Genomic DNA, 23,842 nt, shown 5'->3' with positions numbered 1-23,842 from the left:
TCTGCGCTTCGGCCCCTTTGCCTGTTCAGGCATCACATCCCGCAACGACTCTATGCTGCAAGAGGAGACCGGACATTGCTAACTTTCCAATGCCCCTATTGCGGCGTCCAAGCCGATGAAACCGAATTGCACGCGGGCGGCGAGGCGCATCTGACGCGGCACGGTCCCGGTTCCTCGGACAAGGACTTCGAGGCCTACCTCTTCATGCGGCAAAACCCCAAGGGTGTGCATTTCGAACGCTGGCGGCACGTCAACGGCTGCGGCAAGTGGTTCCACGCCGCGCGCTGCACCATGACCCTGGAGGTCTTCGGTGCCTATCCCGCCCAGACCACGGAACCGCCGAAGAGGATCCTCGACGTGATCACCTCCAAACGCCCCGGCTGGACGTGGAGAGAACTGTCCTGATGTTTCTTCTCTCTGAAAATACTCGCTTTCCAACGGCCAATACAGTGTGGAGGCCTGAGACATGAGCACCCGTCTCGCCACAGGCGGCCGCCTGATCGATCGCAGCAGCGACATTCGTTTCAGCTTCAATGGCAAGTCCTTCCGCGGCCACGAGGGCGATACCTTGGCCTCCGCGCTCTTGGCCAATGACCAGGTGCTGGTGGGCCGCAGCTTTAAGTATCACCGCCCGCGCGGTGTCGTCGCCTCGGGCGCCGAGGAACCCAACGCGCTGGTGAACCTCGGGCAGGACAACACGCACGAACCCAACCAGCGCGCCACCACGACGGAACTGTTCAACGGGTTGCAGGCCACCTCGCAGAACCACTGGCCCTCGCTCGACTACGACATCGGCGCGCTGAACGGGCTGTTCGGCCGTTTCCTGACGGCGGGCTTCTACTACAAGATGTTCATCCACCCGCGGCCCTTCTGGAAGCATCTGTACGAACCCTTCATCCGCCAGTCGGCAGGGTTGGGCCGTGCGCCGGATCCGGAAACCCGCGACCCCGACACCTACGAACACTTCCATGCCTTCGTCGACGTGGTGGTGATCGGCGGCGGCGTGGCGGGGCTTCAGGCGGCCAAGGCGGCGGCGGACACAGGCGCCAAGGTGCTGGTCATGGAGCAGACGGCCCATTGGGGAGGCCGTGCGCCGGTCGATGGCGGGGCTATCGACGGCATGACCCCCGGGGACTGGATAAAGAAAACCGTCGAAGCCCTTGATGGAATGGAAAATGTCACCCTGCGCACCCGTTGCATGGGGGCGGGCGTCTATGACCACGGTTACCTGCTGGGCTACGAGCGTCTGACAGATCACGCCCCTTTCATGAAAGGCCCGCGTCACCGCCTGTGGCGCGTCCGCGCGAAACAGATCATTACCGCCACCGGCGCCATCGAGCGGCCCCTCAGCTTTGCGGGCAACGACATTCCCGGGGTCATGCTGGCCTCGGCGGTGCGCGACTACCTGGTGAATTTCGGCGTCGCCGCAGGCAAGAAGACCGTCGTCGTCACCAACAACGACGATGCCTATCGCACCGCCATCGCCCTGAAGCAGGCGGGGGTGCAGGTGCCGGCGGTGATCGACGCGCGCCAGATGGGGGGCGGTGTGCTGATGGAAGAGGCCAGGGCCCTGGGCATCCGCGTCGAAACCGGCCGGGCCATCGCCAAGGTCAAGGGCGGCAAACGTGTCACCGGCGTGGCGGTCTGCTCGATGGCGGGTGGCGGCGCCATGCTGTCGGAAATCAAGTGCGATGCCGTTGCCATGTCCGGCGGCTGGTCGCCGGTGGTGCACCTCTGGTCCCATTGTGGGGGCAAGCTGACCTGGGACGAGGAACGCGCCTTTTTCCGTCCCGATCCCGAGCGCGCACCGACCAGCCATGACGGTCGGCCCTTTGTCACCGTGGCGGGCAGTGCCAATGGCGAAATGCACCTCAGGGATGTTCTGGAAGGCGCTGACAAGGCAGGGAAAAATGCCAGCAAGGCCGCCGGCCGAAAACCCCGCCGCTTTGCCCCGCCCAAGGGCGAGAGCGCAGAGGAGGCGCCGCTGCGTCCCGTCTGGCTGATGCCGGAAAACGCATGGGACGACTTGCGCATGAAGTCCTGGCTGGACTACCAGAACGACGTCAAGGTCTCGGACGTGCAACTGGCCGCCCGCGAGGGCTATGAGAGCGTCGAGCACACCAAGCGCTATACCACCCTGGGCATGGCGACGGATCAGGGGAAGCTCAGTAGCATCAATGGTTTGGCGACCCTTGCTGCATCTCTGGGTGAAGAGATCCCGCAGGTGGGCACCACCACCTTCCGCCCGCCCTATACGCCGATCAGCATGGGGGCGATTGCCGGTGAGGCGCGCGGCGAGATATTTCAGCCGATCCGCAAGACGCCGATGCACGACTGGCACGAGAAACACGGCGCCGCATGGGAACCCGTCGGACACTGGCGCCGTCCCTACTGCTATCCGCAAAAAGGTGAGGACAAGCACCAGGCGGTGCACCGCGAGGTGCTGGCCACCCGCGACAGCCTTGGCCTGCTGGACGCCTCGACCCTTGGCAAGATCATCGTCAAGGGGCCGGATGCCGGTCGCTTCCTCGACATGCTCTACACCAACATGATGAGCACCCTGAAACCGGGCCGCTGCCGCTACGGGTTGATGTGTACGGAAAACGGTTTCCTGACCGATGACGGCGTGGTGGCGCGGATCGACGAGGAGACCTTCCTTTGCCACACCACCAGTGGCGGCGCCGACCGCATCCATGCCCATATGGAGGAATGGCTGCAGACCGAATGGTGGGACTGGAAGGTCTATACCGCCAACGTGACCGAGCAATACGCCCAGCTTGCCGTGGTCGGCCCAAATGCGCGCAACCTGCTGGAAAAGCTGGGCGGCATGGATGTCAGCAAGGACACGCTGCCCTTCATGGCCTGGGCAGATGGCACGCTGGCGGGGTTCCCGGTGCGTGTCTACCGGATCTCCTTCTCGGGCGAACTCAGCTACGAGATCGCCGTGCCCGCGAACCTCGGCCGCGCCTTCTGGGATCGTGTCGTCGAGGCCGGGCAGGAATGGAACATCACGCCTTATGGCACCGAGGCGCTGCACGTCATGCGGGCCGAGAAGGGGTTCATCATGATCGGGGATGAGACCGACGGCACGGTGATCCCGCAGGACCTTGGCCTGCATTGGGCGATCTCGAAGAAGAAAGAAGATTACCTCGGCAAACGCGCGCAGGAGCGCAGCCACATGGCCGATCCGAACCGCTGGAAGCTGGTGGGGCTGGAAACCGTCGACGGCTCTGTCCTGCCCGATGGCGCCTATGCCGCGGCACCGGGCAGGAACGCCAACGGCCAGCGCAACACGCAGGGCCGGGTGACCTCGACCTACCATTCGCCGACGCTGGGCAAGGGGATCGCGATGGGCCTTGTCCACAATGGCCCCGACCGTATGGGAGAGATCATTCCCTTCGTCAGGGACGATGGCGAAACCGTGGTCGAGGCGAAGATCGTCAGCCCCGTTTTCTTTGACCCCGAAGGAGAGAAGCAGAATGTCTGACCCGGTTCTGCCGCTCGGCGGCGCACAGTATGAGGGGCTGGTGGACGTCCGCGAAGCGGGGCCGCAGGGCATGATCGCCCTGCGCGGCGACCTGGCGGACGAGCGTCTGCAAGAGGCCGTGACACAACTGACCGGGCTGCCCATGCCCGGTGTGCGCGGTGCGCAGGTCATGGGCGAAAGCGGGGTGCTCTGGATGTCGCCGGATGAACTGCTGGTGCTGGTGCCATACCGGCAGGCACCGCGCGCTCGCGCGCAATTGGCCGAGGCCCTGCAGGGGCAACATGCCTTGGTCGAGAATGTCTCTGACATGCGGGCCATGTTCCGGCTGCGTGGCACACAGCTGCGCGACGTGCTGGCCAAGCTGGCGCCTGTGGACTTTGCCCGTGACGCCATGCCGGCGGGCGAGTTGCGCCGCACCCGGTTCGCCCAGGTGGCGGCGGGCGTCTGGCTGGTGGACGATACCACGGCGCAGGTCTTCTGCTTTCGCTCGGTTGCGGACTACATGTTCAAACTGCTCTGCGCCGCCGCCGATCCCGACGCATTCGTAGGCTTTCACGCCGGGTGACCGGGCAGGGCGGTTGCCTTGGCGGACGGCTCTGCCGATAGTGGCAGGGCTCACCCCCGAAACGGAGCCGCCATGCGCCGCCTCATCCTGTCCGCTCTTGTCCTGGCCGCCTTCTCCGGAGGCGCAGCGGCGGAAAAGACGGCTTATCATTGCCGCATCGACGGCACGTCCGAACGCCAGTGGATCCAGCCGGTGATCTTCATTGCGCTGGACAGGGCGATCGACCGGGTGGTCGTCTCTGACGCCTCGATCCTCGTGTTCAACGACGGCGTTCCGGTCGAGGGACGGCTGGTCAGGGACAACCGCTCACGGGTGACCGTCTCGTGGGAGCTGGAGGTGCGCTCTTCCGGAAACCGCCGGGTGCTGCTGGATTATCGCGCGACCTTCCTCAAAGCCAGCGGAAGGGTCAACGTGACGGCGCAAACCCGTGGCAAGGATAGACTTTTCAACAGGGCGGGGAATTGCTTGCCGACAAAACTTTCGCCTTGAAGTCACCTTTGGGCGACGAGGCAGGGTTGACCTTCGGCGGGAAGGGGGACACCTATTGGGGCAATGAACCGCCACATCACGAAGGGGTGAACCATGTCTTTCGAACTTCCCGATCTTCCCTATGCGCACGACGCTCTGGCCAGCCAGGGCATGAGCCAGGAGACGCTGGAATACCACCACGACATCCACCACAAGGCCTATGTCGACAACGGCAACAAGCTGATTGCCGGCACCGAGTGGGAAGGCAAGAGCCTCGAAGAGATCGTCAAGGGCACCTATGACGCGGGCGCGGTGGCACAGTCCGGCATCTTCAACAATGCCTCGCAGCACTGGAACCACATGCAGTTCTGGGAAATGATGGGCCCCGGCCCGAACGCCATGCCGTCCGAGCTTGAAGCCGCGATCAAGGACAGCTTCGGCACCGTCGACGAATTCAAGTCGCAGTTCTCCGCCGCAGGTGCGGGCCAGTTCGGCTCGGGCTGGTGCTGGCTGGTCAAGGACACCGACGGCGGCCTGAAGGTCACCAAGACCGAGAACGGCGTGAACCCGCTGTGCTTTGGCCAGACCGCGCTGCTGGGCTGCGACGTGTGGGAGCACTCCTACTACATCGACTTCCGCAACAAGCGTCCGGCCTACCTGACCAACTTCCTCGACAACTTGGTCAACTGGGAAAACGTGGCCTCGCGCATGTGAACCGGATCGCGGGGCGCCGCGTCCCGCCGATTGGAAAAGACGCCCTCGCAGGTTGCTGCGGGGGCGTTTTTCGTTTGGTGGCCGGGGCATTCCCACGATTCCCAAACGCGTCACGAGATCCTATGATGCGGGTATCTTTGTCATGGGCGCGCGGAAGTGTGCGGGCCCTCAGCCGCATTCCGGAAAGGTCTTTCCAACCATGCGTACACCCGGGGCTGGCGTGGCTCATCCGCAGCGCAATCCGGCATCGTCCGGTCGGACAGGGGGCGCAGGATGTTGCGCAATCTGATCGTTCGGGCGAACCAGACCCAGCAATTTCTGTGGCGCACCCATCCGGATGGGCGACGGCAGGTGTCCTGGCGGGTCTGGGTTCTGATCTTTGTCACGCCGGTGCTGTTCCTGGCGGCGGCGGCACTGCTGGCCTACGACAGCCTCAGCTTCACCTCGCGCGCGGACCGCACGATAGGCGAAGTCGTGCGTGTCTACGAGTGGGAGGACTGGACCCCCTGGGCGGGCAACCAAACGGTCTATGGCCCCGTCTTCCGCTATGAATTCCGCGACGGCGAGATGACCGAGGCCAGCCTGGGACAATCCTCCGCCAACTGGGGGTTCGAGATCGGATCGCGGCACCAGATCCTGTTCAATCCCGATACCAAGGGCAATGTGAAACTGACCGTGTTCGAACACCTCTGGGCGCTGCCGCTGACGATCCTCTGCATCGGGCTGATCACCCTGGTCCCGGCGCTTTTCGGGGCCTGGCGGGTGCGGCGCTGGCTGCGCGGCGGGGCAGGCGGCTAAGGCAGGGCGCGCCGTCACCGGGGCGTCGGCTTGCAGTGGCCTGCGCGGCTCTGTAGGGCAGGGGCACTGACCGGAGACCATCATGCCCCCCCAGACCCAAGGCATCCTCCTGATGATCGGCGCATGTTCGATCTGGGGGCTCTCGCCGATCTACTACAAGCTGCTCTTGCACGTCCCGCCGCTGGAACTCCTGGCGCATCGCACCTTCTGGTCGCTGGTGGTCTTTGCCGGGCTGCTGGCGGTGCAGGGACGCCTGCGTGAGCTGCGCGGGGCGGTTGGGCGGCCAAGGGCCGCGCTGATCACCGCCATCGCGGCGCTGATGATCACCGCCAACTGGTTCCTCTTCATTTTTTCGGTGCAGATCGGGCAGGTGCGAGAGACCTCGCTGGGCTATTACACCTTCCCGCTGGTCGCCGTCCTTCTGGGCGTGATCGTTCTGCGCGAAAGGCTGTCGGCGCTGCAATGGGTTGCCGTGGGGCTGGCCACGCTGGCGGTGGCGCAGCTGACCTGGGGACTGGGCGCCGCGCCCTGGATCGCGCTGATCCTGGCCACGACCTTTGGCATCTACGGCATTGTGAAGAAACGGCTTTCCGCCGGTCCCGTCGTCTCTGTCACCGGCGAGGTTCTGCTGCTGGCGCCTTTTGCCCTGGGCTGGTTGGCGGTGCTGGAATTGCAGGACAAGGCCATTTTTGGCGATGACCTGTATACCTCGGGCCTGCTGGTCTTTTCCGGCCTGTTGACGGCGCTGCCTCTGGTGCTCTTCTCGGCCGCCGCGCAGCGGGTCAACATGACCACGCTGGGTGTGCTGCAATACCTCAACCCGACGCTGCAATTCCTCTGCGCCGTGGTCATCTTCAAAGAGCCGCTGACCCCGTTCCATCTCGTCGCCTTTGGCCTGATCTGGACCGCTCTGGCGATCTACTCGGCCTCGGGCTTTGTTCAGGACAGGGCGCGCCGCAAGAGCGTCATGACCTCCTCGGCCGAACCGCCGCTCTGAACGAATTCCAGCAGCGTGGGATCGGCAAAGCCGGTGTCAACGACATGCTGCATCAACGCCTTCAGCGGCGCCCAGTAGCCGGCCACGTCCAGCAGGATGATGGGCTTCGCATGCAGTCCCAGCTGGCGCCAGGTCAGCACCTCGAAGAACTCGTCCAGCGACCCGGCGCCGCCGGGCATGACCACCACCGCGTCGGCGTTCATCAGCATGACCTTCTTGCGCTCGTGCATGGTCTCGGTGACGACGAAACTGGTGAGATCGGTCTTGCCGACCTCCAGTTGCATCAGGTGGGTTGGGATCACGCCGAAGGTCTCTCCGCCGGCGGCCTGCGTTGCGCGCGCGATCAGCCCCATCAGTCCCACGTCGCCCGCGCCGTAGACCAGACGCCAGCCTTCGTGCGCCAGCGCCTCTCCCAATGCGGTGGCCTCGTCCGCATAGTCGGGATTTCCCCCCTTGCGGGAGCCGCAGTAGACGCAGATGGACATTGTGGGCATTTCAGGCTCCAAGGCTTGCAGAAAAAACGACTTTTGACGCTTCGTAGCCTGTGGTTTATAAACGCTCAACCGTCCTGTGGCTCCGCTGAGGGACCGAGGCCGCAGGCGCTGACATTCGGAAGGCTGCCATGAGCAAGATCGCATTCTACTTGGCCCTCGCAAGCGCCGGCACCGCCGGAGCCATCTCTGTCATGGTCGCCACCGGCATGATCGACCCGCCCTGGGGCGGCATTCCCGATGGGCCGGCGCCCGATCCCGTGGTCGCCGCGCCGGATGCGCCGCCGGTCCCCAATTTCGATGGACCAGACACGCCGCTCGCCGCCTCGACCGTTGCCAGGCCCGCCGCAGATCCGGTGAAAAGCGACGATCCGGTGCCCGCGCCCACGGCCTCGGTGGACAAGCCCGATCCCGCCACCCGTCCGGTCGAGACCTTGGATGGCCCGGACCCGGCAGACCCGGCGGAGGCGACCGATCCTGTCACGCCGCCGCTGGAGACCGCCGATGCCCCAGCCCCCGCAGAGGCGCCGGACCCACCGGCCCCGACCCCGGCGGAAGGAGCAGAGGCCGCGGCGCCGGGTGTTTCGATCGCCGCCGTCGACCCCGATGGACCCGAGCCGGATCAGACCGTGCCCGGCCCGGCCCCGGGCGATCCCCCCGACGAAACCATTGCCGCAGCCGCCCCGGTGGCAGAGGCTCCCGATCCGGACAGGCCCGAAGCCGAGGGGCCCGACCCCGAGGCACCGGAGGTGGCGGGCGCGCTCTTGCCGCTCTTCGATCCCGACGCGGCCCCGGTTCAGGAACTGTTGCTGGACGGGGACGAGGCGGTGATCCGCCCCAACTTTGACGTTGTGCGTGCCGAAACCGACGGTTTCTCGTTGATCGCGGGCGGCGGAGAGCCGGGCGCCCTGCTCGAGGTGATCGTGAACGGCGAGCCGGTCGAAGAGCTCAAGATCGGCGGCGACGGCAAATTCACCACCTTCCTCAACCTGCCGCCGGACGAAGGCGCGGTCATCACACTGCGCCAGACCGCCAAGGAGCGCGTCGTCCTGTCCGAGGGCGAGGTCATCGTCGCGCCGCGCCAGGTGGCCGCCGCCGACCTGACACCGGAACGCCAGCCGAAAACGCCCGCGGCGACAGGCCCGATCCTTGAACGGGAACCGGATGCGGACGCACCGGCGGGTGATGTGCCGCTGGCCACCGCAGACCCCGATGCCGGCTCCGTAGATCCGGAGGGCGTGCCGCCCGCGCCGGGCGATCAACTGGCCCGTGTCGATCCGCAGCCCGAGGTTGGCACCGGTCCCGATCCGCTGGGCGCTCCAAAGTGGAACGGCGCCCCCCAGCGCGGCCCTCTGCCTGGGACCGACCCGCAGCCTGCCATCGCCGGCGCCCCGCCGCGTCCCGGCGGCCTGCCGAGCTCGCAGGCTCCGGTGGACAGCCAGGACCCGACCGTTCCAAGCGCCCGTGTGCGCGACCCGGCCAGCCCCGAAGGCGCGGCGCCCGTCGCCGGGACCGCCGTGCCGCGTAGCGGGGACGACCCGGCGATCACCGCGCGGGCCGAACCGGACGCGGGCGACGCGCCCCCGACTGCGCCGCCGCCCGCCGTCCTGCTGTCCTCGCCGCGCGGGATCGAGGCGCTGTCGACCGCGCCGATCGCACCGGGCGACGTGGCGCTCGACTCGATCAGCTATGACGACGAGGGCGACGTCTTGCTCTCGGGCCGGGGCAAGACGGCGTCCTTTGTGCGGATCTACCTGGACAACACCCCGGTCACCACCTCGCGCATCCGCGAGGATGGCCGCTGGCGGGTGCAACTGCCGCAGGTCGACCAGGGCACCTACGTCCTGCGCGTCGACCAGATCAACGAGCGAGGCCAGGTCATCGCCCGCGTCGAAAGCCCCTTCCTGCGCGAAAGCACCACGGTGCTGGAAGGGGTGGTTTCGAAGGGGACCGGGCCGGTGCGCAGCGTGACGATCCAGCCGGGCAACACGCTCTGGGGCATCTCGCGCCAGCGCTACGGCGACGGGATGCAGTACGTCCGCATCTACGAGGCCAACCGCGACCGCATCCGCGATCCCGACCTGATTTATCCCGGCCAGATCTTCGACCTGCCGCAGACGGTGACCGACTGACGCGAATGCAGCGCCGCGCGCGTGACGGGGCGGGCAGGGGGCGCTGCCCCCTCGGCCTGCGGCCTTCACCCCCGGAGTATTTTCCGAGAGAAGAAGCCGGAAGTCGCGATCCTGTTCCGGGTCGGGCCGTTCGGCGGGTGGAACTGGGTGGCTGCACGAGACACCGCAAGCGTGGGCACCGCTTGCAGAACCGGGCGCCGCGGCCTAGGTGATAGGGCCAAACAGGAAAGCCTTTCATGCCCCCCGACAGTTCCACCGACGCCCAGATCGCCCGCGACGAACGCCGGTCCGGCTGGCGTACGATCCGCCGCGTCGGCCCCTATCTCTGGCCCGAGGGGCAGACATGGGCCAAGCGCCGGGTGGTGATCGCGCTGGGGTTCCTGATCCTGGCCAAGCTGATCGCCGTGGCCACCCCCATCCTGTACAAACAGGCGGTCGACACCCTCTCGGGCGAGGTTTCGGACCTGATGCTGGGGGCGGTCGGCCTGACGCTGGCCTATGGCATGGCGCGCCTGATGACCGTCGGGTTCCAGCAGTTGCGAGACGCGGTCTTTGCCAAGGTGGGCCAGCGCGCCTTGCGGCGGCTGGCGCTGGAGACCTTCACCCATATCCACCGCCTCTCGATGCGTTATCACATCACCCGCAAGACCGGCGGGCTGAGCCGCATCATCGAGCGCGGCGTGAAGGGGGTGGAGTTCCTGCTGCGCTTCCTGCTGTTCTCCATCGGGCCCTTGATGCTGGAACTGCTGCTGGTGGCCGGGGTGCTCTTTTTCCTGTTCGATGTCTGGTATCTTGCCGTCGTGGTCGGGGTCGTCGCGCTGTACGTCGCCTTCACCTTCAAGGTGACCGAGTGGCGGGTGAAGCTGCGGCGCGAGATGAACAAGCAGGACACCGACGCCAACCAGAAGGCGATCGACAGCCTGCTGAACTTTGAAACCGTCAAGTACTTCGGCGCCGAAGAGCGCGAGGCGGCCCGCTACGATCGCGCCATGCAGGGCTATGAGCAGGCGGCGATCAAGACGGCGACCTCGCTGGCGATGCTGAACGTGGGGCAGTCGCTGATCATCACCTCCGGCCTTGTCGCCGTGATGGTCATGGCCGCCGTGGGGGTGCAGAACGGTGCGCTGACCGTGGGCGATTTCGTCATGGTCAATGCCTACATGATCCAGATCACCATGCCGCTGAACTTTCTCGGCACGGTCTACCGCGAGATCCGACAGGCGCTGGTGGACATGGGAGAGATGTTCGACCTGCTGGAACAGCCGCGCGAGGTGTCCGACAAGCCCGGCGCGCCGGAACTTGCGGTCTCGGGCGGGGTGGTGGAATTTGACGGGGTGCGCTTCGGCTATGATCCGACGCGCCCGATCCTAAAGGGCATCGACGTGGCCGTGGGCGCGGGCGAGAATGTGGCGCTGGTCGGGCCCTCGGGCTCTGGCAAGTCGACGATCGGGCGGCTCTTGTTCCGGTTCTATGACGTGGACGGCGGCGCGGTGTGCATCGACGGGCAGGATCTGCGCGACGTGACCCAGGACAGCCTGCATGCGGCCATCGGCGTGGTGCCGCAGGACACGGTGCTGTTCAACGACACGATCCGGTACAACATTGCCTATGGCCGTGACGGCGCCAGCGACGTCGAGATCGTGGAGGCCGCGAAAGCCGCGCAGATCCACAGCTTTATCGAGAGCCTGCCCGAGGGCTATGACACCCAGGTCGGCGAACGCGGGCTGAAGCTCTCGGGTGGCGAGAAACAGCGGGTGGGCATTGCGCGCACCCTGCTCAAGGATCCGCCGATCCTGCTGCTGGACGAGGCGACCAGCGCGCTGGACACGGAAACCGAAGCCAGTATTCAGGATGCCCTGCGCCGCGCGGGCGAGGGGCGCACGGTCATCACAATTGCGCACCGCCTGTCCACCATTGCCGATGCCGACCGGATCGTTGTCCTGCAAGAGGGCGAGGTGGTCGAACAGGGGACGCATGACGCGCTTCTGGCGCAGGGCGGGCGCTATGCCGCGCTCTGGGCGCGCCAGCAGGCCAGCGAGGAGGAGGCGGCCTGATCAACGGGCCGTCCCGTCCCGGGATCACCCGTTCCGCCGCCTCATCCGGCATCCAGCGCCGTTTGCACGCCTTCAAAGAACCCGCCCAGGTGTTCGCCATCGACCAGCGCGTGATGCACCTGGATGCCCATCGCCATGCGCCAGCCGTTGCCCTCGGGCACGATCTTGCCCCAGGCCACCCGGGGGATGCAGTCGTCCGCATGGGGCATGGCATTGTCCAGCGCGGTGAAATCCAGCCAGGGCAGGCAGGACATGTAGGCCACGCCGTCCATCCCCTCGGCATTGCCGGCCAGCGTCGCGCGATTGCGGGCCTCTTCGATGGCCGCCTTGGCGCCCGCGTCGAAACGCGCAAAGTCGGGGTCGAAGGGCACATAGGAAAAGTTGAACCCGCCATCCGGGCGCGGCACCGGGGTCGACAGCATCACCCTGTCGTGCCGGACCACGCTGTCGCCGCGGAACCGCATGTTGAGTTCCGGCACGCCGTGCAGGCCGCAGCCGATCGCATGCAGGCTGGCGCGGAACAGAGAGTGTCCCGCCGGTTTTCGCTGCTTCATCAGATGCGTTGCGTCCATCCGCACGGTCACCGCGTAATGCGGCTTTTTGAAACCGCGGAACCATTTGAATTGCGCCGTGCGCGGCCAGGTATCGAGGTCGACGGGGTGTTCGGCCATCTTTGAAACTCCCTCTGGTACGTTCTGAACCGATGCCGGTTTCAAAGGGCAATTGAAACTGCTTCTGGCCGTTGACAGAAATCCTTATAGCGTCGCTTGTTGCCTATCGGAAACAAGATGCTAGGCTCGCCGCCAAACACCAAGAGAGGTATACTATGGTCGACCGAGTGGAACGCGCCGGGCTGAAAGTCGATGAACGACTGGCCAGCTTCATCGAAGAGCAGGCCCTGCCGGGCACGGGCATCGGGGCCGAGGGGTTCTGGCAGGCGCTGTCAGAGATGGCGCATGACTTCGGCCCGCGCAACCGCGCCCTGCTGGACAAGCGCGAGGCGATCCAGAAGCAGATCGACGACTGGCACAAGGCGCGCGCCAACCAGCCGCATGACCACGAGGCCTACAAGGCCTTCCTGACCGAGATCGGCTACCTGCTGCCCGAGGGTGATGATTTCGAGATCGAGACCGCAAATACCGACCCCGAGATCGCCACCGTGCCCGGCCCGCAGCTGGTGGTGCCGATCACCAATGCCCGCTACGCGCTCAATGCCGCCAATGCCCGCTGGGGCAGCCTTTATGACGGGCTCTACGGCACCGATGCGATGGGCTCGCTGCCGCCGAAGGGCGGGTATGAGAACGGCCGTGGTGCCCGGGTGATCGCCCGCGCCCGCGTCTTCCTGGACGAGGCCTTTCCGATCGAGGGCGTCAGCCATGCCGACGCCCGCCGCTATCACGTCCAGAACGGCGCGCTGCTGGTCGACGATCAGCCGCTGATCGACCCGTCGAAATTCCGCGGCTACCGCGGCCACCCCAAGGCGCCCGAGGCGGTCCTGCTGTGCAACAACGGGTTGCACGTCGAACTGGTCTTTGACCGCACCCATTTCATCGGCGCCCGCGACCAGGCGGGGCTGGCGGATGTGCGTCTGGAGTCCGCCGTTTCGGCGATCATGGACTGCGAGGATTCCGTTGCCTGCGTCGATGGCGAGGACAAGACCCTGGCCTATGCCAACTGGCTGGGCCTGATGCAGGGCACCCTGTCCGAGACCTTCGAGAAGGGCGGCAAGACCGTCACCCGCAAGCTGATCCCGGACCACGAGTTCCTTGGTGCGGACGGCGCCCCCTTCACCGTAAAGGGCCGCGCCCTGATGCTGGTGCGCAACGTCGGCCACCTGATGACCAACCCGGCAATCCTCTTGCGCGACGGGTCCGAGATCTTCGAAGGGCTGATGGACGCGATGGTGACCGTGCTGATCGCGCGCCACGATCTGCAACGCACCGAAGGGGGCCTGCGCAATTCGCACACCGGGTCGGTCTATGTCGTGAAGCCCAAGATGCACGGGCCGGAAGAAGTGGCATTCGCCGACGAGGTCTTCACCTTTGTCGAAAAGGCGCTGAACCTGCCGCAGTATACTGTCAAGCTGGGCATCATGGACGAGGAGCGCCGCACCTCGGTCAATCTCAAGGAATGCATCCGGGCGGCAAAGCACCGGGTCGCCTTCATCAACACCGGATTCCTCGACCGTACCGGCGACGAGATCCACACCTCGATGGAGGCGGGGCCCTTCAGCCGCAAGGATTTCATCAAGCGCAAGGGCTGGATCGGCGCCTACGAGGCGCGCAACGTGGATATCGGGCTGGAATGCGGCCTGTCCGGCAAGGCCCAGATCGGCAAGGGCATGTGGGCCATGCCCGACAAGATGGCCGCCATGCTGGAGGCCAAGATCGAACACCCCAAGGCGGGTGCCAACTGCGCCTGGGTGCCTTCGCCCACCGCCGCCACGCTGCACGCGCTGCATTACCACAAGGTCGATGTCTTTGCCGTGCAGAAGGCGCTGCGCGCCGGTGGCCGCCGCGCCCATGTGGACGCGGTGCTGGAGATCCCGCTGGCCACCTTCCGCAAGTGGCGTCCCGAACAGATCCGGCGCGAGGTCGAGAACAACGCGCAGGGGATCCTGGGCTACGTCGTGCGCTGGATCGACGCCGGGGTGGGCTGTTCCAAGGTGCCCGACATCAACGACGTCGGCCTGATGGAAGATCGCGCCACCTGCCGCATCTCGGCCCAGCACATCGCCAACTGGCTGCACCACGGCGTTGTCAGCCGTGACGAGGTCATGGAGATCATGAAGCGCATGGCCGAGGTCGTGGACGGCCAGAACGCCGATGACCCGTCCTATCAGAAGATGGCGCCGGGCTTTGACGGGATCGCCTTCCAGGCGGCATGCGATCTGGTCTTCGAGGGCCGGGTGCAACCCTCCGGCTATACCGAGCCGGTGTTGCACAAGCGGCGGCTGGAACTGAAGGCGGCGGGCTGACTGGCCGACAAGGGGCGCGTGGTGCCGGGGGCTTGCCCGGGCACGGCGCGCCTTTGCCGGAACAAATGAAATTCATGCGGAACAGGGAAAGACAGTCATGGCCATTTCGCTGAGACGGGCGCGGACGATCATCCGCAAGACATTTGACGCAGGCAAGGAGGACGGCATGAAGCCGCTGTCCGTCGCGGTGCTGGATGCGGGCGGCAACCTGATCGCCTTCGAACGCGAGGACGGGGCCAGCCCCGGTCGCTTTCAGATCGCGCAGGGCAAGGCCTATGGCGCGGTGATGCTGGGCATGCCGGGCTCTGCCCAGATGGCGCGGGCCGAACAGCAGGCCTATTTCATCTCGGCGGCCAACGCGGCCTTCGGTGGTCAGCTGGTCCCGGTTCCGGGCGGCATTCTCGTGCGCGACGCCAAGGGGCGGACGCTGGGCGCCGTCGGTGTCACCGGCGACACCTCGGACAACGATGCCAAGGCCGGCAAGGCCGGGATCGAGGCCGCTGGCCTGATCGCCGAAATCTGAACCGGTCCGGGGCGAGCGCGCGCCGGGTGCTCTCGCCCCGAACTTCTGTGGCCGTGGCGGTCCGGTTCCACCGGTGTGATGGTCCTGCCCAAGCTTCGTGCAAATTGCGCGCCCTGTGTGCGGCCGCAGGCCGCTCTGTGCGGGGGGACACTTTTCGCGCGGGCGCATGTGGTCTACATATGGTCTGTTCAAAAGGAGCAGACACATGGCGCGTCCCCTCGTCGGCATCATCGGCAACCAGTACCTGATCAACGATCAGTACCCGACCCATGCGGGCGGCACGATGAACTCCGAGGCGGTCTCCGAAGTGTCGCACTGCCTGCCGGTGGTGATCCCCTCTGACCCGAGGCTGGTCAGTGTCGAGGAACTGCTCGAGGCCTTTGACGGCTTCGTGCTGACCGGCGGGCGGCCCAACGTCCACCCCGAGGAATACGGCGAGGAATGGACAGAGGCGCACGGCCAGCCCGACCGCAACCGCGATGCGATCACCCTGCCGCTGGTGCGGGCCTGCGTGCAGCGCGGCCAGCCCTTCCTCGGCATCTGCCGTGGCTTTCAGGAGGTCAACGTGGCGATGGGCGGCTCGCTCTACCCGGAGATCCGCGACCTGCCGGGCCGGATGAATCACCGGATGCCGCCCGATGGCACGCTGGAAGAGAAATTCGCCCTGCGCCACAAGGTGTCGCTGACCGAAGGCGGGCCGTTCCACCAGTTGTTCGGCTCGGCCGAGGTGATGACCAACACGCTGCATGGGCAGGGTATCAAGGCCGCCGGGTCGCGCATCGTGATCGACGGCTTCGCCCCGGACGGCACGCCAGAGGCGATCTATGTCAAGGACGCGCCGGGCTTTACCCTGTCGGTGCAGTGGCACCCGGAATGGAACGCGGCCAGCGATCCGGTCTCGCGCCCGCTCTTCGAGGCATTCGGCGCCGCCGTGCATGACTGGGCGAAAAAGGGCACCGAGGGGCTGCGAGTCGCAGGGTGAGGCCCGTCAATCCCGTGACAGATGACGAAAAAGCCCCTGCCTAAACGGCAGAGGCGGAACTCGTTACTCAAGGCCCGAAAACACGCACCGGGACTGAACTATACTTTAAGTTATATCTTTTCGTTTGCCTAGATTGTGCGGCTGATCTTTTCGTGCAATTAGGAAGACTTGTCTTCTTTCGACGGGAGCAGCGGATGCCCGGCACGGGGCCGGGCATCAGTCCAGTCATCCGGCCTCAGACGTAAAAGTCGAAGGCCTTGTTGAGCGGCAGCTCACGCACCCGTTTGCCCGTCAGGTCAAAGAGCGCATTGGCCAGTGCCGGTGCGGCAGGGGGCGTGCCAACCTCGCCGATCCCGTTCAGGCGCTCCTGGTTTTCAAGGATCTGCACCTGCGTACGCGGCATCTGCGCCATGCGCAGCGGCTCGTAATCGGGAAAGTTCTTCTGCTCCGCGACGCCGCCCGCGAATGTCACCTCTTCTCCGATGGCGGCCGACAGGCCATAGACCATCGCGCCGGTCAACTGCGCCTCGATGATCGACGGGTCTAGCGCCACGCCGGGGTCGGCGGCGATCCAGGCGTCGGTCAGGCGCACCGCGCCGTCCACGTCGCGCACCTCGATCACCATCGCCGTGGGGGTGCCAAAGCTGTAGACCATCGCCAGGCCCCGCCCGACACCGTCCTCTGTCTTGCCGGTCCAGCCGGACATGTCGCGCACCGCCTCCAGCGCGTAGAAGGCGGGCAGCCATTCGTCGCGTGTCAGTTTCAGTCGCATCTCCAGCGGGTCGGCCCCGGCAGTCACCGCCAGCTCATCCATGAAACACTCATGGAAGAACCCGTTGAAGCTGGCCCCGACCGACCGCCAGAAGCCCAGCGGCGGCGCGATGTCCGCCTTGTGGCCCGCGACGCGGTAGTTCGGGATGCCGTAGGGCTGGTTGTAGATGCCGTCGACGATCCCCTTGTCCGGCCCGCCGGGGGCAAAGCCGACCCAGCGTTTCAGCGCCTGTTCCGCGATCGAGGGCGAGGCGACCCTGGCGTCGAAGGCCACCGGCGCGCCGTCCGCCACGGCCCCCGTGATCCGCGCGATGGCGGGCGGGCGATAATAGTCGTGGGTCATGTCCTCTTCGCGCGACCAGGTGACATTGACCGGCGTGCCGGGCATGGCCTTGGCAACCTTGGTCGCCACAACCGCGTAGTCGAACTCGCCCCGGCGGCCAAATCCGCCGCCCATCAGCGTCACGTTCACCTCGACCTCGGCCGGATCGCCCCCGGCCTCGGCGGCACAGGCATCGCGCAAGAAGGTCGGCCCCTGGTTGCCGCACCACAGCCGCAGGTGCTGGCCGTCGAACCAGGCGGTGGCGTTCATCGGCTCCATCGTGGCATGGGCGAGGAAAGGCACGCGGTATTCCGCTTCGACCGCCGTTGCGCCTGCGGGCAGGCGGTCCGGGTTGCCATCGTCGCGCAGCACGGAATCCGGTTCGGTGTCCAAGGCCGCCTCGACCGCGGCCACCATCGCCTCGGTGCTCTCGGGGTAGGGGGCGGGTTCCCACTCGACCTCGATGGCGTCCACGGCCCTTTGGGCCAGCCAGGTATTGGTGGCGATCACCGCCAACCCGTCGCCGAGGTCCACCACCTTTTCGACGCCGGGCATGCGGCCAGCCTCGAAGGCGTCATAGCGTTTCATGCCGCCGCGCGTGGGTGACTGGCGCACCGCAGCAAAGCGCATCCCGGGCAGGCGCGTGTCGATGCCGAACTGCGCGGTGCCGGTGGACTTGCCCAGCATGTCGACGCGCGGCAGCGAGGTGCCCAGAAGCCGCCATTCGCTGCGCTCGCGCAGTTCGATCCGGGGCGGTTCGACCTCCGCCGCCTCGGCGGCCAGCTCTGCATAGGGAATGGCGGTGCCATCGGGTCCGATCACCGCGCCGTTTTCCGTGCGCAATTCGACTACGCCGACATTCAGGCGCTTGGCGGCGGCGGTCTTCAGCATCTCGCGCGCGGCGGCGCCGGTGGCGCGCATCCGCTCGTAGCCGTCCTTCATGGCGGTGGACCCGCCCGTGACCTGCATGGAAAACACCTTGCCCATGACGCCCATCATCTCGCCCAGCGAATGCTGAAAGGCCGAGGCGTCATAGCCCTTGTGGGTCTGGCCCTCGCCCATCAGCGCGCTGTTGTAATAGGCCTGCGCCGGCGGGCCGTGGATGACGCGCACATCCTCCCAGGCCAGGTCCATCTCCTCGGCGATCAGCGCCGCCCAGGTGGTCATGGTGCCCTGTCCCATCTCGGCGCGCGGCGCGACAAGGGTCACGCCTTCGCCGTCGATCAGGACAAAGGCGTTCAGGCTGGCCTCTCCTTCCGCGGGCTTCAGCGGATTGGGCGCGGGGCGGCTGACGTACCAGGCGCCAAAGGCGGCGCCACCGGCGACGGCCACGGCCCCGAAAAGAAATGTGCGGCGGGCGATCTTGCCGATCCGGGACATGGCTCAGGCTCCTTGCGCGGCGGATTTGATGGCGGCCCGGATACGCGGGTAGGTGCCGCAGCGGCAGAGGTTGCCGTTCATGACCGCGTCGATGTCATCGTCCGTGGGGTTCGGCGTTTCGGCCAGCAGGGCGGCGGCCTGCATGATCTGGCCCGACTGGCAATAGCCGCATTGCGCCACCTGGTGATCCACCCAGGCTTGCTGCAGCCGGTGCAGCGCATCCGGTGTGCCCAGCCCCTCGATCGTCGTGACCTCTCCCCAGACGTCGCCGACCGGCACCTGGCAGCTGCGCACCGCCTCGCCGTCGATATGCACCGTGCAGGCCCCGCAGGCCGCGACACCGCAGCCGAACTTGGTGCCGGTCAGGTTCAGCGCATCGCGCAGTGCCCAGAGCAGCGGGACCTCGTCGGGCAGGTCCACCTCATGCGAGGTGCCGTTGACGGTGAGCGTGGTGGCCATGTCGTTCTCCTGGTCGATTTCTGACAAAATGGGTGAAATATGTCAGAGTGTCAATTGACAGTTTTGCGCAGTTTTGTCAGGACTGATGTCATGATGGATGCAGTCCCAGCCGATCAGGTCAAGCAAGAGGCCATACTCACAGCCGCGCTGGCGGTGATGTGCCAGTATGGCTATCGCCGTACCTCGATGGGGGACATAGCGCAGGCGGCGGGCATGTCCCGTCCCGCGCTCTACCAGCATTTCCAGGGCAAGGAGGACATCGCCCGCCGCATGGTCGAGGTCTATTTCGACACGGCCGCGCGCGCGGTGTCCGAGGCATTGGCGGGCGAGGGCAGCGTCGAGGATCTGCTGGCGCGGGGCTTTGCCGCCAAGACCGGGCCGATGATCCGCAACATGCTGGACAGCCCGCACGGTGCCGAACTGCTGGACATCAAGGACAGCCACGCGCGCGAGGTCGTCGAGGCCGGGACGGCCCGGCTGACCACCGTCTTTGCCGACTGGCTGACGCGCGAGGCGGCGGCCGGTCGCGTGCGGCTGGATGGGTCGCCCGAAGAGGTGGCGGCGCTGCTTCTTGGCGCGCTCGACGGGGTAAAACGCCCGCCCTATGCGCAATTCGAGACGGCCCGCGATAGACTGGCACATGTGCTTGGACGCGGGCTGACGGCGGGCTGACGCGGTCGGGGGCGTTACCCGGCCAGCCGCCCATTGCGCAGCGTCTCTGCGTCGATTGCCAACAGGTCCAGCAATCCGGTGTCCCGAAACCCCAGAGAGCGCGACACGGACAACGAGGCGGCGTTCCCCGTCAGGATGCCGGTTTGGAACCGCCGCACCCCATGCCGTTCCGCCATCGTGAGCATCGCCTTTGCCCCGAGTCGTCTTGCGATTCCGTGTCCGCGCCAGTCCTGTCGCGTCGAAAGAAACCCCCACCAGGCTTCGCCCTGCAGGGACGGGGCGCATTTCGCCTGGGCAAGGGCCGCCGCGAAGCCGACGATCTCGCCAGCCCGCGTTCTGGCGTAAAGGCTGACCGCCGGGCCAAAGGCGCCGCGCAGAAAGGCGGCAGAGGGCAGGAGGATGCCGCAGGCGCGGGTCAGATCGTCAAGCCGGTCGAAGTCCGTGTCCGACGTATCCGGCCCGACCTCCACCGTGGCGAGTCCCGCGGGCAAGCCGCTGTCGCACAGAAAGCCGCGGGCGCCGGCGAGTGCGGATTCATCCGCGCCCCATCGCTGCTGGATTTCCAGCCCAAGCCCGGCGTCCTCGATCGCGGCCCGGCGCGAGCTGGCAACCTCCGGTGTCAGCCGGGTCCCCGGTCCCAGCCCCTGCAACCGGGCCAGCGCGATCTGCAGGCTTGTGTCCTGCGTGTCGGTTCGCAACAGCCCGACCGCGCGCCCGTGAAAGCAATAGTCAGGATCGTCCTGCAGGATCTGCCACAAGAGATGCGCGCGTCGTTCAAGACCCTGTTGTTCCGGGCTGCCAAAATACCTGTTCGGGATGGCCATGCGGGATGTTCGCATGAAACGGCCATCCTGTCACCGACTCCGGGCCGTGGGGCGTTTTGTACAAAATGCTGATTTCGGTGTACGTTTTGTACAAAACGTACAGCCGTCAGATCTCTCCGCCCGCGATCTGGATCGCCTGTCCGTTCACGCTGCCCGAGGCCTCGTGACACAGCCAGACCGCCGCCTGCGCCACTTCCTCGGGCGCGATCAGCCGACCGTGCGGGTTCACGTCCACCATTGCCGCGCGGGCCTCTGCCTCGGACCAGCCGGTGCGCTTCATGATGTTGTCAACGTTCATGGTCACGATGTCCGTATCCACGTAGGCGGGGCATAGCGCGTTGAAAGTAATGGGATTTCTTGCATAATCCGCAGCCAGTGCCCGGATCAGCCCCATCAGTGCGTGTTTCGACGCGGTATAGGTCGGCGCCCCCTTCAGTCCCCTGATCCCCGCGATTGAGGACACAGCAATCACTCGACCCCAGTCGGTCTCAACCATGTTTTTCAGGCATTCGCGGATCGTCAGAAAGGCGCCATCGACATTGGTGGCCATCATGGTCCGCCAGAACTCCATGTCCGTCTTGAGGATCGACCGCCCCTCTGCAATCCCGGCATTGGGCACGCAGATCTGAACCGGGCCGCGTGCGGAGACAGCCTCTTTAACGCCATGAATTATTGAGGTTTCATCCATCACGTCCATCGAGATCGGAAAGATCCTCTCGCTCCGCGCCGCCTCCAACCGCTCGGCGTTGCGCCCGGTGATTGTGACTTGTGCGCCCTCTGCGGCCAGGGCCCGTGCAATTGCCAGTCCGATGCCGCTGCCCCCGCCGGTCACCAGCGCGTGTTTGCCTTCGATCATCTCCGCCTCCGTCTTTGCCCGAAACCCTACCGTGCCCCGGCGCTGTGACAAGAGGTCCGCGAGAGGTTGCTTGGCAATGCTATTCACGCATGCGAATGTGTTTGGGATTTTCGGGAGGATCTCATGATCACACGTTTTGCCCTGACCACGGCGCTGGTGCTGGCGGCCGTCACCGCGCAGGCCAGCGAGGACATCGCCGACAAGTACCCGCAGTCCGAACTCTACGACAAGCCGGTCGAAGTCATCCCGCATGTCTTTTCTGCGATCGGTGCGACGGCACCGCCGACCTATGAAAACTCCGGCCATAACAACAACTTGTCGTTCGTTGTTACCGGTGACGGCGTGGTGGTCATCAACGGCGGTGCCTCGGCGCGGCTGGCCAGGGCGCTGCATGATGAGATCAGGGCCGTCACCGATCAGCCGGTGAAGCTGGTCATTAACGAGAACGGGCAGGGTCATGCCATGCTCGGCAATTCCTACTGGGCCGATCAGGGCGTCGACATCCTTGCCCATGCCGAGGCCATCGAAGAGATCGAGGAAAACGGTGATTTCATCCTGCAGGGGATGAAACGTTACAACCAGGACAAGGCCGAGGGCACCCGGGTCGTTGTGCCGAACATGTCCTTTGACGATGAACACGTCTTTGCCCTGGGCGAAGTCGAATTCCACGTCCTGCACCTTGGTCCCGCGCACGGCCCAGGCGATACGCAGGTCTGGATCCCGCAATGGGGTATCGTGATCGCCGGTGACATCGCCTTTCACGAGCGCATGCCGCCGATTTTCGCTGATACCTGCACCAGTTGCTGGATCGAGACTTTCGACGGCCCCTTCACCGAACTTGGCGCGACCTATGTCATTCCCGGGCACGGGCACCCGACGAACATGGCCCAGGTGACGCGCTATACCACGGACTATCTCAAGGACCTGCGGGCCAAGATCGGCGACCACATCGACGAGGGCGGCGACCTTGCGGATGCCTATTACATCGACCAGTCCAACTGGGCGCATCTGGATACTTTCGAGGAGCTGGCGACCAAGAATGCGGGCCGGGTCTTTGAGGAGATGGAGTGGGAATAACCCGTTTCAGGTATCGGAGGCGAACGCGGTGCTTGGTGATCATCGGGCTCGCCTCCTGCCCGTGGTGGCATGACAAGGGAGAGCGGGAAGATGAAATCATCGGCTGCACGGGCTTTGACGCCGAAACCGCAGCGACCATCCTGCCGGAACAAATGACGCGCGAGGTGCCGGGCCGGATGGACGAAATCCCCGCGTGATGGAAAGAAAAACGTGCTGGTCATGCAGTCGGGGTATCACGGACGGCGCCTGACACGCCGACCAGGATCCGCGGGTCCGGACGAGCAATTGCAGGAGAATGCTTGCTGATGAAATGGATGGACATGCCGCCGGTCTGGTTGGTGGGGGCCTTGGGCCTGGCCTGGGTACAAAAGACCCATTTTGGCTATGGTTTGGGCTTTGGCCCTGTTGTCGCCGATCTCCTTGGCGGCCTGCTGGTCGGGGGCGGGGTGATCCTAATGGCGCTGGCGCTCTACGAAATGCGGCGCCACCGGACCACCGTGATCCCGCACCGGGAAGCGGACCGCCTGGTGACGAGCGGGATCTTCAAACGGTCGCGCAACCCTATCTACCTTGGCGACTCAATGATCCTGTTGGGGATCATCCTGTATTGGGACGCGGTCCTGGCGCTGCCACTTGTGCCAATCTTCGTTTGGGTGATCGAACGGCGTTTCATCGTACCCGAGGAAAATCACCTGCGCCGGAAATTCCGCGCGGCCTTTGCCCGGTACGAAAAGGATGTGCGGCGGTGGATCTGATCGCGGAATGACTGCGAATTCAGCACTCATCCTTTGGTAGAGGTGACCTGTGGTCGCATGCTGCCCCCGGCATGCCGACCACGGCGGTTCCCAGGCCAAGCGTCCGGCACATGATGCAAATGCTAAGTTTCCGAAACCACGAGGAATATTTCGACGGGGTGCCGATATAGAGTGCAGCGGTGGGCAACAATGTTTCGATTCTTTGGTCCGCGGCGCAATAATAGTTGTCCGACTTTAACTTTTGGTCATGGTGTGTTTTACAACCCGCGCTGCCTGTCGCTGCAGAGCCGCATGATTGCGCTGAAATGCGAATTAACGCCTCATCAGGGGCGTAGGAGTACCTGAGAACAAAGGGGAATACCGTGAAGATAGGGACGCCAAGAGAGGTTGAATCTGGAGAGAATCGCGTTGCGATGACCCCGGATTCTGCCCGCCAGCTGCAAAAGCTGGGTTATGAATGTTTGATCGAATCCGGCGCGGGGTCGCGGGCAGAGTTCTCCGATGCGGATTACGAGGCTGCGGGCGTCAAGGTCGTCGG

Annotated in this window: 22 protein-coding genes and 1 pseudogene; 17 read left to right on the top strand and 6 right to left on the bottom strand. The window is 65.4% G+C overall.

The window, feature by feature from the left end; genetic code table 11:
- Positions 1 to 75 precede the first annotated feature (75 nt).
- The 7 genes from RBB42_RS17175 (at position 76) to rarD (ending at position 7,029) form a co-directional block, all read left to right on the top strand.
- Complete coding sequence (locus RBB42_RS17175) at positions 76 to 405, top strand: sarcosine oxidase subunit delta (RefSeq protein ID WP_306043734.1); 330 nt, start codon at positions 76 to 78, stop codon at positions 403 to 405.
- Positions 406 to 466: 61 nt separating this feature from the next.
- Complete coding sequence (locus tag RBB42_RS17170; protein ID WP_305970597.1) at positions 467 to 3,487, top strand: sarcosine oxidase subunit alpha family protein; 3,021 nt, start codon at positions 467 to 469, stop codon at positions 3,485 to 3,487.
- On the top strand, positions 3,480 to 4,052 hold the full coding sequence (locus RBB42_RS17165) for a sarcosine oxidase subunit gamma (RefSeq protein WP_305970596.1): 573 nt from the start codon (positions 3,480 to 3,482) through the stop codon (positions 4,050 to 4,052). Before RBB42_RS17170 ends, RBB42_RS17165 begins: the two co-directional genes overlap by 8 nt.
- 72 nt (positions 4,053 to 4,124) lie before the next feature.
- Positions 4,125 to 4,541, top strand: a complete 417-nt coding sequence (locus RBB42_RS17160) for a hypothetical protein (RefSeq protein WP_305970595.1) — start codon at positions 4,125 to 4,127, stop codon at positions 4,539 to 4,541.
- 93 nt (positions 4,542 to 4,634) lie between these two features.
- On the top strand, positions 4,635 to 5,234 hold the full coding sequence (locus RBB42_RS17155; protein ID WP_305970594.1) for a superoxide dismutase: 600 nt from the start codon (positions 4,635 to 4,637) through the stop codon (positions 5,232 to 5,234).
- A gap of 273 nt (positions 5,235 to 5,507) precedes the next feature.
- Complete coding sequence (locus RBB42_RS17150; RefSeq protein WP_305970593.1) at positions 5,508 to 6,032, top strand: DUF3592 domain-containing protein; 525 nt, start codon at positions 5,508 to 5,510, stop codon at positions 6,030 to 6,032.
- A gap of 82 nt (positions 6,033 to 6,114) precedes the next feature.
- Positions 6,115 to 7,029: an EamA family transporter RarD gene (gene rarD / locus RBB42_RS17145; protein WP_305970592.1), complete on the top strand. Its 915-nt coding sequence runs from the start codon at positions 6,115 to 6,117 to the stop codon at positions 7,027 to 7,029.
- Here rarD and RBB42_RS17140 read toward each other — a convergent pair.
- Entirely contained in the window at positions 6,972 to 7,523 is a 552-nt protein-coding gene (locus RBB42_RS17140) for an LOG family protein (RefSeq protein ID WP_305970591.1), read from the bottom strand. The genes rarD and RBB42_RS17140 overlap by 58 nt on opposite strands.
- 128 nt (positions 7,524 to 7,651) lie before the next feature.
- On the opposite strand from RBB42_RS17140, the gene RBB42_RS17135 reads away from it, so the two are divergent.
- Complete coding sequence (locus tag RBB42_RS17135; protein WP_305970590.1) at positions 7,652 to 9,652, top strand: LysM peptidoglycan-binding domain-containing protein; 2,001 nt, start codon at positions 7,652 to 7,654, stop codon at positions 9,650 to 9,652.
- Between the two features lie 236 nt (positions 9,653 to 9,888).
- A complete protein-coding gene (locus tag RBB42_RS17130) occupies positions 9,889 to 11,706 on the top strand; it encodes an ABCB family ABC transporter ATP-binding protein/permease (RefSeq protein ID WP_305970589.1) in 1,818 nt (605 codons plus the stop codon).
- Between the two features lie 41 nt (positions 11,707 to 11,747).
- On the opposite strand, the gene RBB42_RS17125 is transcribed toward RBB42_RS17130, so the two are convergent.
- A complete protein-coding gene (locus RBB42_RS17125; RefSeq protein WP_305970588.1) occupies positions 11,748 to 12,377 on the bottom strand; it encodes a chloramphenicol acetyltransferase in 630 nt (209 codons plus the stop codon).
- 155 nt (positions 12,378 to 12,532) lie between these two features.
- Between RBB42_RS17125 and RBB42_RS17120 the strand changes: the two genes are divergently transcribed.
- The 3 genes from RBB42_RS17120 (at position 12,533) to RBB42_RS17110 (ending at position 16,188) form a co-directional block, all read left to right on the top strand.
- Complete coding sequence (locus RBB42_RS17120; protein ID WP_305970587.1) at positions 12,533 to 14,683, top strand: malate synthase G; 2,151 nt, start codon at positions 12,533 to 12,535, stop codon at positions 14,681 to 14,683.
- Between the two features lie 97 nt (positions 14,684 to 14,780).
- A complete protein-coding gene (locus RBB42_RS17115; RefSeq protein ID WP_305970586.1) occupies positions 14,781 to 15,206 on the top strand; it encodes a GlcG/HbpS family heme-binding protein in 426 nt (141 codons plus the stop codon).
- 205 nt (positions 15,207 to 15,411) lie between these two features.
- On the top strand, positions 15,412 to 16,188 hold the full coding sequence (locus RBB42_RS17110; protein ID WP_305970585.1) for a gamma-glutamyl-gamma-aminobutyrate hydrolase family protein: 777 nt from the start codon (positions 15,412 to 15,414) through the stop codon (positions 16,186 to 16,188).
- Between the two features lie 235 nt (positions 16,189 to 16,423).
- On the opposite strand, the gene RBB42_RS17105 is transcribed toward RBB42_RS17110, so the two are convergent.
- Both RBB42_RS17105 and RBB42_RS17100 read right to left on the bottom strand, forming a co-directional pair.
- A complete protein-coding gene (locus RBB42_RS17105) occupies positions 16,424 to 18,661 on the bottom strand; it encodes a xanthine dehydrogenase family protein molybdopterin-binding subunit (RefSeq protein WP_305970584.1) in 2,238 nt (745 codons plus the stop codon).
- A 3-nt stretch (positions 18,662 to 18,664) separates the two neighbouring features.
- Positions 18,665 to 19,120: a (2Fe-2S)-binding protein gene (locus RBB42_RS17100; protein ID WP_305970583.1), complete on the bottom strand. Its 456-nt coding sequence runs from the start codon at positions 19,118 to 19,120 to the stop codon at positions 18,665 to 18,667.
- A 90-nt stretch (positions 19,121 to 19,210) separates the two neighbouring features.
- Here RBB42_RS17100 and RBB42_RS17095 point away from each other — a divergent pair, with 90 nt between their 5' ends.
- A complete protein-coding gene (locus RBB42_RS17095) occupies positions 19,211 to 19,792 on the top strand; it encodes a TetR/AcrR family transcriptional regulator (protein ID WP_305970582.1) in 582 nt (193 codons plus the stop codon).
- A gap of 14 nt (positions 19,793 to 19,806) precedes the next feature.
- Here RBB42_RS17095 and RBB42_RS17090 read toward each other — a convergent pair whose 3' ends face one another.
- Both RBB42_RS17090 and RBB42_RS17085 read right to left on the bottom strand, forming a co-directional pair.
- The gene (locus RBB42_RS17090) at positions 19,807 to 20,631 is read right to left on the bottom strand and encodes a GNAT family N-acetyltransferase (RefSeq protein WP_305970581.1); all 825 of its coding nucleotides are present in this window, start codon (positions 20,629 to 20,631) and stop codon (positions 19,807 to 19,809) included.
- A 91-nt stretch (positions 20,632 to 20,722) separates the two neighbouring features.
- A complete protein-coding gene (locus tag RBB42_RS17085; RefSeq protein ID WP_305970580.1) occupies positions 20,723 to 21,472 on the bottom strand; it encodes an SDR family NAD(P)-dependent oxidoreductase in 750 nt (249 codons plus the stop codon).
- A 123-nt stretch (positions 21,473 to 21,595) separates the two neighbouring features.
- Here RBB42_RS17085 and RBB42_RS17080 point away from each other — a divergent pair, with 123 nt between their 5' ends.
- The 4 genes and pseudogenes from RBB42_RS17080 to RBB42_RS17065 all read left to right on the top strand — a co-directional run.
- The gene (locus RBB42_RS17080; protein WP_305970579.1) at positions 21,596 to 22,549 is read left to right on the top strand and encodes an MBL fold metallo-hydrolase; all 954 of its coding nucleotides are present in this window, start codon (positions 21,596 to 21,598) and stop codon (positions 22,547 to 22,549) included.
- Between the two features lie 32 nt (positions 22,550 to 22,581).
- On the top strand, positions 22,582 to 22,746 hold the full coding sequence (locus tag RBB42_RS17075; protein ID WP_305970578.1) for a hypothetical protein: 165 nt from the start codon (positions 22,582 to 22,584) through the stop codon (positions 22,744 to 22,746).
- A 108-nt stretch (positions 22,747 to 22,854) separates the two neighbouring features.
- A complete protein-coding gene (locus tag RBB42_RS17070) occupies positions 22,855 to 23,304 on the top strand; it encodes a methyltransferase family protein (protein ID WP_305970577.1) in 450 nt (149 codons plus the stop codon).
- A 362-nt stretch (positions 23,305 to 23,666) separates the two neighbouring features.
- Positions 23,667 to 23,842 (top strand): annotated as a pseudogene (locus tag RBB42_RS17065) (Re/Si-specific NAD(P)(+) transhydrogenase subunit alpha); the annotation flags it as partial.

It is taken from the genome of Mameliella sp. MMSF_3455 (assembly GCF_030733205.1).
Taxonomy (GTDB): domain Bacteria; phylum Pseudomonadota; class Alphaproteobacteria; order Rhodobacterales; family Rhodobacteraceae; genus Antarctobacter.
Note: the sequence above shows the minus strand (reverse complement) of the source record. Positions and strands in the feature narration are given on the sequence as shown.